This window comes from Pseudomonas frederiksbergensis (genome assembly GCF_900105495.1).
GTDB classification, from domain to species: Bacteria; Pseudomonadota; Gammaproteobacteria; order Pseudomonadales; family Pseudomonadaceae; genus Aquipseudomonas; species Aquipseudomonas frederiksbergensis.
Genome location: NZ_FNTF01000002.1, coordinates 5,629,626 through 5,643,096, shown reverse-complemented (window position 1 = coordinate 5,643,096; position 13,471 = coordinate 5,629,626). Strand labels below are relative to the sequence as shown.

At 58.1% G+C, this 13,471-nt stretch carries 13 protein-coding genes, 4 tRNA genes and 1 pseudogene; 14 read left to right on the top strand and 4 right to left on the bottom strand.

Features of this window, described 5'->3' with window-relative positions; all coding sequences use genetic code 11:
- Positions 1-12: 12 nt before the first annotated feature.
- Complete coding sequence (locus tag BLW70_RS26575) at positions 13-1,017, bottom strand: NADP-dependent oxidoreductase (RefSeq protein WP_074879081.1); 1,005 nt, start codon at positions 1,015-1,017, stop codon at positions 13-15.
- On the bottom strand, positions 1,014-1,151 hold the full coding sequence (locus BLW70_RS30740; RefSeq protein WP_159439170.1) for a hypothetical protein: 138 nt from the start codon (positions 1,149-1,151) through the stop codon (positions 1,014-1,016). The genes BLW70_RS26575 and BLW70_RS30740 overlap by 4 nt, the downstream gene beginning before the upstream one ends.
- Before the next feature lie 101 nt (positions 1,152-1,252).
- Between BLW70_RS30740 and BLW70_RS26570 the strand changes: the two genes are divergently transcribed.
- From BLW70_RS26570 to BLW70_RS31590, 4 genes and pseudogenes are all read left to right on the top strand, one after another.
- Positions 1,253-2,014: an SDR family oxidoreductase gene (locus tag BLW70_RS26570; protein ID WP_074879079.1), complete on the top strand. Its 762-nt coding sequence runs from the start codon at positions 1,253-1,255 to the stop codon at positions 2,012-2,014.
- Between the two features lie 184 nt (positions 2,015-2,198).
- Complete coding sequence (locus BLW70_RS26565; protein WP_074879077.1) at positions 2,199-3,590, top strand: aminotransferase-like domain-containing protein; 1,392 nt, start codon at positions 2,199-2,201, stop codon at positions 3,588-3,590.
- A 108-nt stretch (positions 3,591-3,698) separates the two neighbouring features.
- Positions 3,699-4,802: pseudogene (locus BLW70_RS31595) on the top strand (HAMP domain-containing protein); the annotation flags it as partial.
- A complete protein-coding gene (locus BLW70_RS31590) occupies positions 4,782-5,663 on the top strand; it encodes a methyl-accepting chemotaxis protein (RefSeq protein WP_371916929.1) in 882 nt (293 codons plus the stop codon). The pseudogene BLW70_RS31595 and the gene BLW70_RS31590, both read left to right, overlap by 21 nt.
- A 244-nt stretch (positions 5,664-5,907) precedes the next feature.
- Here BLW70_RS31590 and BLW70_RS26555 read toward each other — a convergent pair whose 3' ends face one another.
- Positions 5,908-6,666: a hypothetical protein gene (locus BLW70_RS26555; protein ID WP_173860493.1), complete on the bottom strand. Its 759-nt coding sequence runs from the start codon at positions 6,664-6,666 to the stop codon at positions 5,908-5,910.
- Between the two features lie 393 nt (positions 6,667-7,059).
- On the opposite strand from BLW70_RS26555, the gene BLW70_RS26550 reads away from it, so the two are divergent.
- From BLW70_RS26550 to BLW70_RS26535, 4 genes are all read left to right on the top strand, one after another.
- Positions 7,060-7,135 (top strand) — tRNA-Glu (locus BLW70_RS26550).
- A 3-nt stretch (positions 7,136-7,138) separates the two neighbouring features.
- Positions 7,139-7,214, top strand: a tRNA-Gly gene (locus BLW70_RS26545).
- Positions 7,215-7,319: 105 nt separating this feature from the next.
- Positions 7,320-7,395 (top strand) — tRNA-Glu (locus tag BLW70_RS26540).
- Positions 7,396-7,398: 3 nt separating this feature from the next.
- A tRNA-Gly gene (locus BLW70_RS26535) sits at positions 7,399-7,474 on the top strand.
- 58 nt (positions 7,475-7,532) lie between these two features.
- On the opposite strand, the gene BLW70_RS26530 is transcribed toward BLW70_RS26535, so the two are convergent.
- Complete coding sequence (locus BLW70_RS26530; RefSeq protein ID WP_074879071.1) at positions 7,533-8,402, bottom strand: helix-turn-helix transcriptional regulator; 870 nt, start codon at positions 8,400-8,402, stop codon at positions 7,533-7,535.
- 391 nt (positions 8,403-8,793) lie between these two features.
- Between BLW70_RS26530 and BLW70_RS26525 the strand changes: the two genes are divergently transcribed.
- The 6 genes from BLW70_RS26525 (at position 8,794) to BLW70_RS26500 (ending at position 13,470) form a co-directional block, all read left to right on the top strand.
- Entirely contained in the window at positions 8,794-8,985 is a 192-nt protein-coding gene (locus tag BLW70_RS26525; protein ID WP_074879069.1) for a Flp family type IVb pilin, read from the top strand.
- Positions 8,986-9,143: 158 nt separating this feature from the next.
- Positions 9,144-9,338 (top strand): Flp family type IVb pilin, encoded by a 195-nt coding sequence (locus BLW70_RS26520; RefSeq protein WP_046049035.1) that lies wholly within the window; start codon positions 9,144-9,146, stop codon positions 9,336-9,338.
- Between the two features lie 27 nt (positions 9,339-9,365).
- Positions 9,366-9,896, top strand: a complete 531-nt coding sequence (locus BLW70_RS26515) for an A24 family peptidase (RefSeq protein ID WP_074879067.1) — start codon at positions 9,366-9,368, stop codon at positions 9,894-9,896.
- 2 nt (positions 9,897-9,898) lie between these two features.
- A complete protein-coding gene (locus BLW70_RS26510; protein ID WP_074879065.1) occupies positions 9,899-11,227 on the top strand; it encodes an AAA family ATPase in 1,329 nt (442 codons plus the stop codon).
- A gap of 15 nt (positions 11,228-11,242) precedes the next feature.
- Positions 11,243-12,049, top strand: a complete 807-nt coding sequence (gene cpaB / locus BLW70_RS26505; protein WP_074879063.1) for a Flp pilus assembly protein CpaB — start codon at positions 11,243-11,245, stop codon at positions 12,047-12,049.
- Positions 12,050-12,123: 74 nt separating this feature from the next.
- Positions 12,124-13,470 carry a TadE/TadG family type IV pilus assembly protein gene (locus BLW70_RS26500; protein ID WP_074879061.1) on the top strand — a complete coding sequence of 449 codons (1,347 nt, stop codon included), beginning with the start codon at positions 12,124-12,126 and terminating at the stop codon, positions 13,468-13,470.
- The last annotated feature ends 1 nt before the right edge of the window (position 13,471 follow it).

The window sequence follows — 13,471 nt, the reverse complement described above, 5'->3', positions numbered from 1 at the left end:
ATTTGTTTGGGGTTAAACCTTCAACACCAACTTCCCGAAATTCTCGCCGCTGAACAATTTCATCAGCGTCTCCGGGAACGTCTCCAGTCCTTCAACAATATCTTCCTTGCTCTTGAGTTGCCCCTTGGCCATCCAACCGGCCATTTCCTGCCCGGCTGCGGCGAACTGCGCGGCATAGTCCATCACCACAAATCCTTCCATCCGCGCGCGGTTGACCAGCAGCGACAGGTAGTTGGCCGGGCCTTTGACCGCTTCCTTGTTGTTGTACTGGCTGATGGCGCCACAGATCACCACCCGGGCCTTCATGGCCAGGCGACTCAACACCGCGTCGAGGATATCGCCGCCGACGTTATCGAAATACACATCGACACCTTTCGGGCATTCGCGCTTGAGACCGGCCTGGACGTCTTCGTTTTTGTAATCGATGGCGCCGTCAAAACCCAGTTCGTCGATCAGGAACCGGCACTTGTCCGCGCCCCCGGCAATGCCGATTACCCGGCAACCTTTGATCTTGGCGATCTGCCCGGCAATGCTGCCCACTGCACCGGCCGCGCCCGACAGCACCACGGTGTCGCCAGCCTTCGGCGCGCCGACATCGAGCAGGGCGAAATAGGCGGTCATCCCGGTCATGCCCAGCGCCGACAGATAGCGCGGCAGAGGCGCCAGTTTCGGATCGACCTTGTAGAAACCTCGTGGCTCGCCTAGGAAGTAATCTTGCACACCCAAGGCACCATTGACGTAGTCCCCGACTGCGAAGCCCGGATTATTCGACGCAACGACTTTGCCTACGCCCAATGCGCGCATCACTTCGCCGATACCGACCGGCGGGATGTAGGACTTGCCCTCGTTCATCCAGCCACGCATGGCCGGGTCCAGGGACAGGTATTCGTTTTTGACCAGGATCTGACCCGCAGCCGGTTCGCCGACCGGTACTTCCTGATAGGTGAAGGTCTCGCGGGTCGCCGCGCCCACCGGACGTTTGGCGAGCAGGAACTGGCGATTGATCTGGGTAGTCATGACAGGCACTCAAGATGAATGAAGACTTGTTGATAGACCTTCATGAACGATGCCGCAAGTTTGGCTGATGCGGCGAATGCACATCGATCCAGTGCAGTGATAGTCGCCCCGGCGGTTTTATCACTGGCACTCATGGACACCCAACCGGCCTTTTGATAGTGCTGCCGCGCCGCAGGTCCTTGTGGCTAGATTGCCAACACGCAATCCCCCGCATCTTCTCTTCGAGGACATAACAATGAGCATGACGTTTACTGGCCGGGTCGCCGTTGTGACGGGCGCTGCCAATGGCATTGGCCGCGCGACCGCCCAGGCATTTGCCGCTGAAGGCTTGAAAGTGGTAGTGGCCGACCTGGACGTGGCGGGTGGTGAGGACACCGTGGCGCTGATTCGTACTGCTGGCGGTGAAGCCACCTTCGTGCGCTGCAACGTCACGCAGGAGAGCGATGTAAAAAATCTGATGGACGAGGTGGTCAATACCTACGGCCGTCTCGACTATGCCTTCAACAATGCCGGCATCGAGATCGAGAAAGGCAAACTGGCCGAAGGTACGGTCGACGAGTTCGACGCGATCATGGGCGTCAACGTCAAAGGCGTCTGGTTGTGCATGAAGTACCAGTTGCCATTACTGCTGGCCCAGGGCGGCGGTGCGATCGTCAACACCGCATCGGTAGCCGGCCTCGGGGCTGCGCCGAAGATGAGTATTTACGCGGCGTCGAAACATGCAGTGATCGGCCTGACCAAATCGGCGGCCATCGAGTACGCCAAGAAAAAGATTCGGGTGAACGCGGTGTGTCCGGCAGTCATCGACACCGACATGTTCCGCCGTGCCTATGAAGCCGACCCGAAGAAAGGCGAGTTCGCCAATGCGATGCACCCGGTCGGGCGCATCGGCAAGGTCGAGGAAATCGCCAGCGCGGTGCTGTACCTGTGCAGCGACGGCGCAGCGTTCACCACAGGGCATTCGCTTGCGGTGGACGGTGGTGTTACGGCGTTCTGAATACAGGCAGTGAAACGTAGGAAAAAACCCGCATGTGTGCGGGTTTTTTTTCGGTTCCTTAAAGGGGGCGGACAATGTGTTTCAAATGGTTAGATCCGAGGGTTTTGGCGGTTTTGTCGCACAACTGATCGACCGCTCTTGTGATTAACTGTTTCCCGCAAAACGGACAGGAGTTTGCTTGCTCATGGAGTTGAGAATCGATCGACAGGCATTGGTGCCGGTCGTACAGCAAATCGTCGACGCGCTAGCCTGCTGGCTGTGCCGTGGCGATGTGCCACCGGGGACGCGTTTGCCTTCTGTGCGGCAAATCGCCCGGATCAATTTGCTCAGTCAGTCCAGCGTCGCTGAGGCCTGTGAGCGTCTGGTGGCTCAAGGGGTGCTGGCTCCGCGTCATGGCGCCGGTTTCATTGTTGCCATCCCAGCGTTGGCCGCCCAGGGGCAACAGGATTGTCCCTGGTTCGAGGGGGCAGAAAGGACACAGGGCGGCACCTCGGGCCGACTCAAGCTGGGATGTGGCGGACTGCCCGAGAGCTGGCGTGAAACTGACGACCTGAGCTACGCGATCCGCCAGGTCAGTCGCACCGACATGGCCGGCCTGTTCAACTACAGCACGCCGCTGGGCCTGCCAGCCTTGCGTCAGCAGATCCACAAACGCCTGAAACAGCTGGATATCGTGGTGGAGGAAAGCCGAATCCTGACAACGGCGGGGGCCAGTCAGGGGCTGGACCTGATCGTGCGGACCTTGTTCAAGCCGGGTGATTGCGTGGTGGTGGAAAGTCCCGGTTATTGCTTGCTGTTCGACCTGCTCAAATTGCACGGGGTCAACATGATCGAGGTCCCGCGAACCCCGCGCGGGCCGGACATTGACGCGCTCGAGGCGCTGCTGGTCAAGTACCGGCCCTGCGGGATCTTTATCAATAGCTTCTATCAAAATCCCACTGGCAGCAGCCTGGCGCCGGTGGTGGCGCAACGGGTTGTGCAACTGGCCAAAGCCCATGGCCTTCTGGTAATCGAAGACGACGTCTATGCGGATTTGCACAGCGGCCCCGGTACGCGCCTCGCTGCGTTGGGGATCGATGACAACGTGATCTACGTCGGCAGCTACTCCAAAACCCTCAGCAGTTCGTTGCGGGTCGGTTTTGTAGTGGCCGGCGCCGGGGTTATTTCGCGGCTGGCCGAGGTCAAGATGATCAGCAGCATGGGCGCTTCACGGTTTTGCGAGTCGGTGCTGGCAAGCCTTTTGGCCAGCGGTGCCTACGGCAAACTGGTCCAGCGCCAGCGCCAGCGTTTAAGCAATGACAGGGAAGCTGCGCTGCAAGTGCTGGAAGACGCCGAATGGGAGGTTTTCGGCAAGCCGGCCGGGGGATTGTTCATCTGGGCGCGATCACGGATGTCCGACTACGCTCAGGTGCGCAAACAAGCCCAGCGCTTCGGTGTCCTGTTGTCTTCTGCGACGGCATTCAGTCCCGCCGCAGAGGCCGGTGACTGGCAGCGTATCAATGTGGCCTATGCCTGTGATCCGCGAGCGCGAGCGTTTTTTAAGGCCACCGCTCTGGATCGACCTCAAGCGTTCTGAAAACGACGCAAGCGTAGCTTTTTGCCATTATTCAGACGCCAGAGACTTGTGTTGATACAGGCCCGTTGCGAATCTGCGTCAACAGACTATGTCAGGGGACTAAGTGCAATGATTTCGGCCGTGCAAGGACGTTTTGCCAACCTCGGTATGGCGAAAAAACTGGGTGTCGGTTTTGTACTGGTGCTGCTGTTGACCGCCTTGGTGGCGGCCATCGGCGTTTGGTCACTGCAAACCATCAGCCAGCGCTTCGACGGGCTCAAGCAGATGTCGTCGCTCAACAGCGGTTTGCTCAAGGTGAGACTGCTCGAGCAGGAATACGCTTTGCACGGCAACCCGAAAACCGCTGATGCGCTACGCAAGGGCGTTGACGGCTTGATCGCCCTGGCAACCCAACTGAAAGCGGCGTCTGCGGCCAACGTGCCGGTGATGAATGATGTGGAGCAGTCGTTGGGGGCTTATCGCAAGGCCTTCGACGAGTTCGTCTCGCTCAGCCAGGGCAAGGACCTGGCGCTGGAGATGGCCAGTTGGTCGGTGTCCAGCGTGGCCAATAACCTCGACGTGCTGCAGGCCGGGCTGGCCGATGACGGCGCTTATACCTTGAAGGAATCCGAAGGGAAGGACGGAGGGCAGTTCATCGAACAGGCCAATCAAGTCAGCCAGGTGTCGCGGTTGATGTTGCAGGCCATGAACGAAGCGCGCGTGCGCCTGGACCTGAGTCGCAAAGGTGATGACAGCGCAGGGCAGGGCAAGATCGAGCAGGCCGACCAGGCGCTGACCCAGGCCGAGCAGTTGAAAACCACGGTCAAGGATGAGGGTTACCAGACGGTCCTTAATGAAGTGGTCGGGCACATTGGCGGATTCAGCGAAAAACTTGCCGAATACACCGGCCTGCTGGCGCAGGAAAAAACCGTCTATGAGCAACTCCATCAGCGCGCCGCTCAGGTGATGGAGCGGGTGGATCAGGCCTATGTCGCCGAAGACCAGTCGATGCAGGCGGAGCTGAAAAAGAATTCGCTGCTGATCATCGGTTCCTCGGCGCTGGCGCTGCTGGTCGGGCTGATTGCGGCCTGGGTGATTACCCGGTTGATCGTGGCACCGCTGCGCAGCGTGATCCGGGTTGCTCAACAGATTGCCTCTGGCGATTTGAGTGCAACGGTTGAAGTGACCCGTCGTGATGAGATAGGGCAGTTGATGCAGGCCATGCAGCAGATGGGCGCAGGGCTCAGCAGTATTGTCAGCGGTTTGCAGGCGGGTATCGAGCAGTTGGCCAGTTCAGCGCAGTCGCTGTCGGCGGTGACCGAGCAGACCAATCTTGAAGTCAGCAGCCAGAAGGAAGAAACCGAACAGGTTGCTACTGCGATGAACCAGATGACCGCCACCGTGCACGACGTTGCGCGTAATGCTGAGGAGGCCGCTCAGGCAGCGCAGACGGCAGACGACAAGGTTGAAAGTGGCCAGCAGGTGGTGCGCCAGAGCATGGCGCGGATCGAACAGTTGGCGGATTCAGCCACCTCGGCCAGTTCGAGCATCGAAAGCTTGAGTGCCGAAATCCAGAACATCGGTACGGTGCTGAGCGTCATCAAGAGTGTGGCCGAGCAAACCAACCTGTTGGCCCTCAACGCCGCGATCGAAGCGGCTCGAGCCGGCGAGCAGGGCAGGGGCTTTGCGGTCGTCGCCGATGAAGTGCGGGCCTTGGCCAAGCGTACCCAGCAATCGACCGAGGAGATTGAACGACTGGTGAGCGCCTTGCGTTCGGCGGCTCAGTCTTCTGTTCAGCAGATTCAGAACAGCGGCGAACTGGTGAAGCTGGCGGTGAGTGATGCGTTGCAGACGGAGAGTGCGCTGGGGAGTATTGCAGCGGCGGTGTCTTTGATTCAGCAGATGAACCAGCAGATCGCAGCAGCTGCCGAGGAGCAGAGTTCGGTGGCGGAGGAGATCAATCGCAGTGTCACGAGTATTCGCGCCAGTGCGGATCAGTCTTCGTTGGCGATGCAGGGGAATGCGGCTTCCAGTATCGAGTTGGCGCAGTTGGGGGTTGAGTTGAAGGGGATGGTGGGGCACTTTCGGCTCTGAGGCGAGCTAACGCTCGGCCTGTTGAGCGGTGAGGGGCGGCGGGTGTATGCCGCTCTGCTTTTGGCTCTGTAGGAGCAAAGCTTGCTCGCGATGGCGGCCTTGCGGTTGTACATCGTCCAATTGTGGGAGCGAGCCTGCTCGCGATGGCGACCGATAGTCGACCTTACTGTCGCGGCTGTACCCGTCCATCAAACTCAACGCAAAAAAAAGCCACCTGCTCAGGTGGCTTTTCTTCTTTCTGTGATCAGTCGTAGATCACTTTTTTCTTCCAGTCTGCATCGGCCTCGACGTCTTTGAGGCCTTCGGTCAGCTGGTTCACTTCGCCTTCTACCGGGGCGATGTTGTCCATGACTTGTGCGTTGGCGCGAGCCAGGAGTTTTTCCAGGTATTCCAGCTGTTCGGCATAGACCTTGGGTTCTTGTTGTTTGCGCAGGTATTGCACGCCGCGTTCGAAGGCCAGGCGGGCCTGGCCGGGCTGGTTCTGTTGCAGGGCGTGCTGGCCGAGGTTGTTGAAGAATTCAATGTGCAGCAGGACCAGGATGTGGCGAACTTCGCGGATCCAGCGTTTGGCTTCGTTGGTCGGCAAGAAGCCGTCCTGGGCGGCGCGGGTGATTTGGCCGTGCAGGGCTTCGAGCAGGAAACGTACGTCTTTGGCTTTGGCTTCGGTCTGGATCGGTGCCGGCGGGTTGTTGACCGGGATCGATTCACCCTGGCCGACCAGGGCGCTCAGTTCGCCAATCCGTGCCTTGAGGTTGGCGTTGGTTTTTTCCAGAGTGAGCAGGCGTTGGCAGACGTTCAATTCCAGGCGGGTCAATAGCAATTTGAGGCCCGGTGTCATCAATTGGCCGGGAAAGGTCTCGGTGATTTCGCCGCAACGACGCAGACGATCGTTGAGCTCAACTTTGGCGCGGGCCTTTTCCAGCTTATTGTTTTCCACCACATGGTTCATGTAGCCAATGGCGATCAATAGTGCGATCCCGGCTACGACTAGCAGGGTGATCATGAGTGGTGTCACCGGTAAGACCTCTTTATGGGGTTCGCGTGCGAGTGTAGTGGCTTGGCATTGGGGCGCATAGCGCCGCTCGGCGAGTTGAATCGACCACTGCACTGTCTGTATCGGCCGCGTTCCTGCTTATATAAGTAATAGCGTGCGAGGTGCACATTGCCATCATCTTTGGCGTGGGTGGACTATAACGTCTTGGCGGGTGTCAGAATATAGGCGTCAAACCCCGAGCGACGGAAAAGCCCGATTAGTGTCTCAAAGCAGGGCGAAGTCATTGATTTAAATAAATTTATATCTGGGGGTTGACGACCCCTCAATCCATCCATAGAATGCGCGCCACTTACAGCGTAAAGCACACAGCGAAACGCGGTAGGCAGTGAATGTTGTACGTGTGTCCCCTTCGTCTAGTGGCCTAGGACACCGCCCTTTCACGGCGGTAACAGGGGTTCGAGTCCCCTAGGGGACGCCATATGCGGGAATAGCTCAGTTGGTAGAGCACGACCTTGCCAAGGTCGGGGTCGCGAGTTCGAGTCTCGTTTCCCGCTCCAATTTTAAACAGCGTTGCTTTCGGGCAGGGCTGAGTGAAACCAGAACCAGCATCTTCGGATGCGGATTTGGGCACTGAAATACACACCATGTGTTTCAGTTAGCGTGTCCCCTTCGTCTAGTGGCCTAGGACACCGCCCTTTCACGGCGGTAACAGGGGTTCGAGTCCCCTAGGGGACGCCATTTGCGGGAATAGCTCAGTTGGTAGAGCACGACCTTGCCAAGGTCGGGGTCGCGAGTTCGAGTCTCGTTTCCCGCTCCATATTTAACAAAAACGCCGCTCAATGAGCGGCGTTTTTGTGTGCGCGTATAAAACCGCCTCAACCGCTAAGGCTTTGCACCAGGCTTTCGAGCGCTTCAGTGGTTTTTTCATCTTGCGCCATTTGCGCAGATGCAGTTGCTCTGAGTTGGCGTGCCAAGCGGTATTCGCTGGGCGTGCAGTTTGCGAACTGCTTGAAGGCACGAGCGAAATAGGAAGGATCCTTGAAGCCGGCCTCATAGCCGATGCTGGTAATAGGCATCTGGCTGTTGTCGAGTAGTTCTTTGGCGAAGTTCATGCGTTTGTTCAAGATGTAATCCGTGAAGCCAAGGCCATTGGCTTCCTTGAACAGACGGCTGAAGCGAAAGGTCGTCATGCCGCAGCGCTGCGCCAAATCCCTCTGGTCAATGCTGTCCCGAAAGTGCTGCTCGATGTACAGCATGATGCTGCTCAGGGCCTGATGTTTTTGGTGTCCGGAGGTCAGCCGGATGCTGTCCGGCAGGGTCGGGGAGTGGTCGATCAGCTGTGTCTTGCGGTGGTCGATAACATTCCGGCGCAGCTCGCAGAGCTGAACTACAGCAGTCAGGTAGCGATTCCTCTCACTGACCGAGAGGGGGAGCACTATGTATTCCCAGACGCTGGAACGCATGGCCCAGACGGCCAGTTCTTCCGAGTGCTGCACGGTGAACATGGTGATCGGGATGGCCGGTGCGCTGCGTTTGATGTCCAGCAACAGCCTCAGGCCTGGTGTATCGGGGCGATCGAAATGGATGCAGATCATGTCTGCGTTTACCCCGATGGGCAGCACGGAGTTTTTCGCCAGTTTGCCGTCGCAGGTACCCTCGAACTGCGCGATGAGTTCTTTCGTGGATCGATCATGAGTCAGATCGAACCATAGGAGCGTTGGCCTTCTGGTCAAGTTGGACGTCATGTCTCTACTCATTGATTCTTAGTGACTCGCTAAGCAGTATCGTCAATGTGCCATCACTTTGCAGAATTAATCTCGATAGGAAAGACGGGTTTTAGTCCTGTTCGTTCTATGGGGGCTGAAAAGCGCCTGTTTGCTTGTGTGTCTTCGATGAGCACGGGTTGAACCGCTTATCGCTTGTGATCAATGGAAATCGCATTTGCCCTGCCATGCCCGGTTTTCCCCTCCCGTTACTTCTGCAAAGGCCAATTATCCCTATTTGGCCGCTCCGCAAAAAAGTCCTAGCGATGTGCAAAATCCTCCTAACGGCTATGCCTTCCCCCTGACTAAGGTTGCATCAGGCAGGACAGAAAGTACTGCTTCCAGAAAAAAACATTCGAGTGAGGTGGGCAAAATGAACATGCAAACAATCAAGGCTTCGGTAATGAAGTTCGTCAAAGACGAAGACGGCCTGACCATCGTGGAATACGCGGTGGCCGGTGGTTTGATTACGGTGGCTGTCGCCGCAATGTTCGTGAAACTTGGGGGCGCGGTGAATACCCAAATCACAGGACTGTGCGCTGCGGTCAAAGGTGCTGCTTGCTGATAACGGTAATTTCCATTGGCTGACATGGCGATGCCCATGGAGTAGACAGCTGCTTCTATTTTGCTGATGAGGCTGCCGGACTACTTACTTAATGGGCTTCGCGTTTTCTCTAGCAAAGTATGTTCTGAGCGGTTTGACCGCTAGAACGGGAGTACATCATGACTCTGCAAACAATCAAGGCATCGGTACTGAAGTTCGTCAAAGATGAAAACGGCCTGACCATCGTGGAGTACGCGGTGGCGGGTGGGCTGATTACGGTCGCTGTTGCCGCCATGTTCGTGAAACTTGGAGGTGAGGTGAATACCCAAATCACATCGCTGTGTAAGGCCGCCAATAGCAACGTTGCGTGCTAACGACTAATCCCAGTAGGGAGACACGCCATGTCCACGGAACTGATGGTATCGACTGTTTTACTGATAGGACTTTTGGGCGTGGCGGTGGTGAGTGATCTGCGTCGCCACCGTATTCCCAACATGCTGGTCCTGTTGGGACTTGCCCTGGGATTGGTCGGTCAAATGTATTCAAGTGGTGTCAGCGGATTGGGTGACAGCCTGCTGGGTATCCTGATCTGTTTTGGGCTGTTTCTGCCGATGTACGCCTTGGGGGGCATGGCCGCCGGCGACGTCAAGTTGATGGCCATGGTCGGCAGTTTTCTACCCATCCATTTCGCGTTGTGGGCTGCCTTTTTCAGCCTGATCGCCGGTGGCGTGTGCGGTCTTTTGATCGTACTGGTTCGAGGTCAATTGCTTCAGACCCTGGAGCGCTATTGGTTGATTCTAAGAGCGCACGCCTATTATGCGCCGACTTCAGATGAAGTAGCCGGCAAGCCTTTCCCTTATTCGATTGCAATCCTGATCGGGACTTTAAACAGCGTCTACTGGCAACTCGTTGCCGGTGGATTGGGAGCTTAGTCATGCACGTCATCGTCGATAGTGATGCCTACCCCTGCGACCGGGAGGCGGTGCAACGACTGGCACCTCAGCCCTGCACTATTCGCGAGACGGGTCTGACCGACAGTTTTCTCGGTGAGTTGGTGTGCAAACATTTGTTTGATGCCGGTGTGCTGGACATGTCGCGGCTGGTGGAACGCCTGGCGCTGACCGGCGCGGTACTTGAAGAGGTCCTGGCGTTCCTGCGCAAGGATGGTCGTGTCGAAGTGCTTGGCCAGGGGAGCCAAACGGGCGGGCAGATGTTGCGTTATGGCTTGACCGAGCGTGGTCGCAGTGCCGCCCGCGATGCCCTGTCGCGCAGCGGCTATATCGGTGCTGCGCCCTTCCCGGTGAGTACCTACCGGTCCCTGATCAAACTTCAAACCATTCACCACGGTCGCATCAACGCCAACGATATGCGCAATGCCCTGGCGGGTGTGGTGCTCACGGAAGGGATGCTCGATCAGTTGGGTGTGGCGATGAACTCCGGGCGCGCGATCATGATTTATGGCCCTGCGGGTACTGGCAAGACCTATGTCAGCAGTCGGCTGATTCGTCTGTTTGCCGAAGCCATCTGGGTGCCTCACGCCATCGTCATCAACGAATCGGTGATCGAGATCTATGACCCGCAGGTGCATCAGCGTCTGAATGACAACAGTCACATGAACAATCTGATGCTCAACGAAGGGATCGACCGTCGACTGCTGTGCTGCAAACGCCCGATCGTCATTACCGGCGGTGAGTTGAGCATGGAGCAACTGGACGTTCGCTATGACCCTTCCACCCGTCAATACCAGGCGGCCTTGCAGCTCAAGGCCAGTAATGGCCTGTTCATCATCGATGACATGGGACGCCAGCGCATGGCACCCGCCGAGCTGTTGAATCGCTGGATCGTCCCGATGGAAGAGAAGCGTGACTTCATCAACCTGGGCGGCGGCCGGCATTGCGAACTGCCGTTCGATCTGATTCTGGTGTTTTCCACCAACCTCAATCCTCTGGAGCTGGCCGATGAGGCTTTTCTTCGCCGGATTGGCTACAAGCTGCAGTTCGGTTACCTGAAGCCTGAGGAGTACGAAAAGATCTGGCGTCAGGAAAGCGAGCGCCTGGGCATTCCATTTGACCAGCTGCTGGTGCGGTATGTGCTGCAAAGGCTCTATGCCAGTGAAGGCATGCCCCTGGTGCCTTGCCATCCCCGCGATCTCCTGAACATGGCCCTCGATCGTCAGCGTTATATGGGCGGTTCCGGATCACTGTCACCGCAAGATTTGGAATGGGCCTGGCACAACTACTTCGTCCAGCTCAACTTTCTTTGATACGGAGATACTGACATGAGCTCTCGTACTCTTACCCTGATAGGCGTTTCCCTGGTCATGGGCCTTGGCGCTGCATGGATGGCCGACTCCTGGCTGAGCGCACGTCTCAGCGCCAGCCCGGATGACAACCTTCGAAGCGTGGTGGTCGCCACGGTAGAGATTCCATTCGGGCAGATGGTTGAAGCCCAGCAGGTCACGACCGTACGCATGCCCAGGGACACGGTCCCGGACGACGCCTTCGACTCCAGCGAAAAAGCAGTGGGCAAGATCGCTACGTTCGACATTTTGCAGGGCGACATTGTGCGCGGAGCGCGTCTGAGTGAGCACCTGGGTGGCAGCACCCTGGCCTCTTTGATTGACCCCGACAAACGCGCCATATCGGTACGGGTGGACGATGTGGTCGGTGTCGGCGGATTCCTGTTGCCGGGTAATCGGGTCGATGTACTGGCGACTAAAACTACCGGTGCCGGCAGTAACAGTGCCGTGTCCAGAACCATCCTCGAGAACTTGCGGGTATTGGCGGTGGATCAGACGGCGGGTACCGACAAGACCCAACCCGTGGTGGTACGCGCAGTGACGCTGGAGATGTCGGCCTCTGAAGCGGAAGCACTGGTCACGGCGCAGACGGAAGGCAAGTTGCAACTGGCGCTGCGTAACCCACTGAACCTGGAGAAGAAAATCGCAGCCGTTGCGCCTGTTGTGCCAGCCGTGGCGGTGGCCGCCGTCGCGGCGCCAAAACGCGTGGTACAGCGCCGCAGTAGCGAGGGTGGCGGGGCTATTACCGTTATCCGCGGGACCGAAGCCAGTGTAGTCAAACGTTGACAGGGCGGTAGGGGTGCCCAGGCACCAGGTATTGGCGGAGCCGATCCGGATCAGTATCGGCAAACGAGGGCTTGATGATGAATATTCGTGTTCAGCGGCCGTTCACTTCGACGCCAAGGCGCCAGGAAGGATCGGTGAGTGTATTGATGGTGATGGTGTTGGCGGTGATTGGCATGGTAGCGGCGCTGGCTTTGGACGGCGGGCATATGATGCTGAACAAAACGCGCTTGCAGAATGCGGTGGACGCCGCCGCGCTGAGTGGTGCCAAAACCCTGAGTCAGGTGGAGGGTGGCAGCAATATTGCCAGCACGACGCGCGCCGCCGCGCTCAATACGCTGATACAGAACGCCAATGCCACGGGCAACAACGAATTGGCCACGGCTGTCGGCGGCAACGCAGGCACATTTGCAGTGGTGGAACTGGCCGCGAGCGTCTATGGCCCTTTCTCCTATCCCGGGCCTTCGGATGCCAAGTACGTTCGGGTATCGGTGCCGAACTATAGCCTGACGGGATTTTTCTGGAACTTCGCTCAGGTGTTCGGCGCTGGCGGCCTGGGGGCCAAAGCGGTGGCGGCGATCGCTACCGCGGGACCCAGCCCTACCAGTCCTTGTGATCTCTCACCTTTGATGGTCTGTGGCGACCCGACTCAATACGACCCGGACGCTGGCATGTTCTGGGGCTTCCAGTTTGGTGATTTGAAGGTATTGAAGACCGCTGCCGGCAATTCGTCGCCCATTGGCCCAGGCAACTTTCAGTTGCTCGATTTTGGCTCGGGCGGCAGTACCGTCAGGGAGGACCTGGCCGGAGGCGGCAGCGTCTGCCGCACGGCGGGGGACACTGTCCAGACCGCCCCCGGCAACAAAGTCGGCCCTACCTCTCAAGGCCTGAATACGCGCTTCGGCATCTACAACGGCCCGGTCAGTGCCTCGGACTATCCGCCGGACCTTGTGACCACGTCCAGCAACCCCGCAATCACGTACGACGACTCAGTCTCCCCGCCACAAGCGAAGTACCAGGGGCAAGTCGTCACCTCGAGCAACGGCAATCTCACCGCGGGCAGCAACGCGATATTTGACTACAACGACTGGCGTGCGAGCACTGCCGCGTGTGTGGCAGGGGCCAGTGGCTGTCAGAGCAATGGAGTGTTCGAGCGCCGGATGATGAAAATCGTGGTGGGCAACTGCACCGGGATGCAGGGCGGTTCAACCTCTATCCCCGTCCTGGGTTTCGGCTGCTATTACGTGGTGCAGCCAATGGATGGCGGTGGTGGGGACGCGCAGATCTTCGGACAGTTCGTGAAGGAGTGCGAAGGCGACAACGTGGCAGGTCCTTCGCCGTCAACCGATTCCGGGCCGCAGATCATCCAGCTCTACAAAACCTATCTCGGCAGCGGCACTGGCATTCCGAGCACTGACTCGTAGG